1 protein-coding gene and 1 pseudogene are annotated in these 2,442 nt (G+C 38.9%); both read left to right on the forward strand.

Going from position 1 to position 2,442, the window contains the following annotated elements; translation table 11 throughout:
* Positions 1–198 (forward strand): PrpF domain-containing protein (locus L654_RS01000000125270; RefSeq protein ID WP_033027520.1); only part of this gene is annotated, 198 nt, incomplete at its 5' end.
* 501 nt (positions 199–699) lie between these two features.
* Positions 700–2,442, forward strand: a pseudogene (locus L654_RS0100010) (hypothetical protein); the annotation flags it as partial.

A 2,442-nucleotide genomic window follows, 5' to 3' on the forward strand; every position in this document is an offset into this window, starting at 1 on the left:
GCAGCAATTGAAGGCACACTCGTAAATATAGCCGCTGGTGGCGGCGCATTAAGTGAAGTTAACTTTGGTCATCCGTCGGGCACGCTAAAAGTAGGTGCAGAGGCTAAAAATAATGCAGGCAACTGGCTAGTTACCAAAGCAAGTATGAGCCGAAGTGCACGGGTATTAATGGAAGGGGTTGTAAGAGTCCCTTACTAATAACTGACCCAGTTACACGCAACTAAACATTTACTTTAGTTGAGTAAACAAGTTTTATAAACGTTTGCTTAGCTAAAGTACATTCAACTAACCCTCCATATAAACAATCCTTTTTTATTAATTTTTCGAATTATCCTCTTTTTTAGCTCTCATCCATCGCATTTACTTGAAGAATATAATTAACAAACTAAATTGTATGTAATATTCATTTAATAAAGTGAATATATTGTATCAATATGTGCTGGTTCTTTATGAGTGTCTATAGGTTGTTGAATAATAGAGATGCTGATAAAGAAGTAGCTCATAGAATAAAGATAAATACTTCTATAAAACGTATAAATATGTAGCATAACTATATAGCTTAATGGTATTTTTAATGTTCTGGTAACAAAGGTTATGATTGTGTACTTTTTTAATGCTTTTCAAACATAAAAGCTTACACAAGCCACTATCAACTAAACTAATTTCTGATACTCATTCCAGGCTATCAAGGAGAAATAAATGGTAAAGCGTACGATCAAATTTACACCTATTGCAGCTTCAGTTGCACTTACATTAGGCTTAACAGCATGTGGTTCGGACAATGACAGAAACATTCCTGTTACACCTGTAGAATCTTTTACTGCAACAGGTGATGCACAGTTCAACATTGAAGTAACAGGTAAAGCTGTTAAAGGTTCAATGAAAAGTGCAGTAGTAACTGTAATGACTTTAGATGCATCTGGTCAAAGCGTTCCTGTTGCGTTTCGCTCAGCTGCTTCAGCAGAGGCTGAGTCTTTTTCTGAAGAAGCATTATCACAAAGTGCTGCTGATGCTGCAGTAGAAGCAAGTAAAATTGCTGCTAACCCTGAAGTATTAACTGATGAAAGCGGCCGTTATAGCATCTACTTAGATGATGACTTTACTGGACCAGTTTACATTACTGTTAAAACGTCTGCAGAAGGCGATGATAGCTTTTTACGTTGTGATGCTTACGTAGGTTGTGGCGATTACGATGTAGCGCCAGAAGAAGATGACGTAAATGATGGCGATACTGCGATTGAGTTTGGCGAATGGTACAAAACTGACCTAGAGCTTTCAGTTGTTAAATTTATTCCAGCTGTTGAAGCAGATACATCTGGTGCAAGCGGTGCTGCTGGCGGTCCTAATGTTGCAGGTTTTTATAAAGCTAATGTTACTTTCTTAACATCGTTAGTGGCGGCTCTTCTTCTTGACTCAGGTTCAAGTGTAGATGAAGACGCAATTGCTAAAGCAAGCTTAGATACTGTTGTACAAGTAATGGGTCAAGACGCTGCACTTTTACTTGCAGCTATTATTGGTGATTTATCTAACGGCGGCGCTGTAGATTTAAGTGATGTTGATGGCGAAGAAGAACTTACTGACGGTATTTTAGCAATTGCACAGCTTTCATCTTCAATTCAAGGTTTACCTTCAATTGGTGATGTAATGAGCAGCATTAAAGCTGGTATTAAATCAGGCCAGTTTAAAGGTAATACTGATGCTGGTATTGCTGCAATAGCTACAATGTTACAAACAGCTATTACAAACACTGCAAATATTTTTGTTGCTATAGCAACGGGCGATGAAACTGCAATTGAAGACGCTTTAAAAGCGGCATTCACTGCTAACAACCCTAGCGCAACACAGGCACAAATTGATGCGTTTGCCGCTAATTCAGTAGGTATTGCCAAAAAAGCAAAAGCTGCTAAAGATAAAGCTGTTAAAAATGGTGCAGCAACTGATGCTGGTCTTGCAGCCGCTGCAGTGAAAATTAAAAAAGCACTAGAAGTAATTGGTTGTACTGGCGAAGAATGTACAGTTGGAGATGACTTTTATACAGCTCTAGCAGCTGCTTTAACAGTAGAAGTTACTGCTTCTCAAACTGCACTTACTGCATTAGAGATGAGCATTGAAACAGCTCAAAGCTCACTTGCAGATGTTCAAGCAATGGGTGGCGATGCTCTTACAGCTGATAACGCAGCTGCATTTGTAAGTGCTGTTACATTACTAAAAAATGAAGCTACTACAGCTGATTTAACAGCTAAAGCGGCTTCTATTTTCGTTAAATCACAAGGTTATGTAACTGCTGCAAAAGCGTTAGTTACTCAAAGCTCTGATTACCAACAAGTTCTTGATTCTGCAACATCGTTGCAAACAGATGCATCTGTTGCTGTAACTGACACAGTTGCATACGACGCGGCACTAGCTGCACTAGTAGCTGAAGCTGAAGCAGCGATTACAGAG

The sequence above is a fragment of the Pseudoalteromonas sp. TAB23 genome, from assembly GCF_000498075.1.
In the GTDB taxonomy this organism is placed as follows: domain Bacteria; phylum Pseudomonadota; class Gammaproteobacteria; order Enterobacterales; family Alteromonadaceae; genus Pseudoalteromonas; species Pseudoalteromonas arctica.